This is a genomic window from Oleiphilus sp. HI0066, from assembly GCF_001635725.1.
This window is the reverse complement of record NZ_LWFH01000028.1, coordinates 1-832: the sequence shown is the minus strand read 5'-3', so window position 1 is coordinate 832 and position 832 is coordinate 1. Positions and strand designations below refer to the sequence as shown.

General features: G+C 47.0%; 1 protein-coding gene. It reads left to right on the top strand.

Annotated features, from left to right (window positions below):
* Positions 1–832: class I tRNA ligase family protein (locus A3738_RS00870; protein WP_156503848.1), on the top strand; the 832-nt coding region annotated here is incomplete at both ends.

The following is an 832-nucleotide window of genomic DNA, read 5'->3' as shown; positions in this document are numbered from 1 at the left end:
AAGCGTTTATACCACACGACCAGATACTCTGATGGGTGTAACGTATGTAGCGGTAGCCGCTCAACACCCACTTGCTACACGTGGTGCAGAAAACAACACCGACTTGCGTGAGTTCATCGAAGACTGTAAGAAAAACAAAGTTGCCGAAGCAGATATGGCGACAATGGAGAAAAAAGGTCTTCCTACCGGCTTCAAAGCAATACACCCAATTACAGGTGAAGAAGTACCTATTTGGGCTGCGAATTTCGTGTTGAAGGACTACGGCTCAGGCGCAGTTATGTCTGTACCAGCACATGACGAACGTGACCATGAATTCGCAAAGACGTACAAGCTTCCAATTAAACAAGTTATCGCATCGGAAGAAGTTGAAGAACTTGATATTCATGAGTCGGCCTATACCGACAAAGGTGTTCTTGTAAACTCCGGCGAATTTACTGGCTTAACCTCTGCTGAAGCATTCGAAGCAATTGTGAAGCACTTTGAAGAAGCTGGAACTGGATCGCGCAAAGTGAATTACCGCTTACGTGACTGGGGTGTCTCTCGCCAACGCTATTGGGGCGCACCGATTCCGATGAAATACTTGGAAGACGGCACTGAGATCCCTGTGCCTCTAGAAGAGCTGCCTGTACAGCTTCCTGAAGATGTTGAATTAGATGGTGTTAAATCACCGATTAAGAGTGATCCTGAGTGGGCGAAGACAAGCCATAACGGTGCAACAGCATTCCGTGAAACCGATACCTTCGACACCTTTATGGAGTCATCTTGGTACTACGCGCGCTATTGTTCTCCGAACAGCGATGATCAAATGCTTGATCCAAGTGCAGCAAACTAC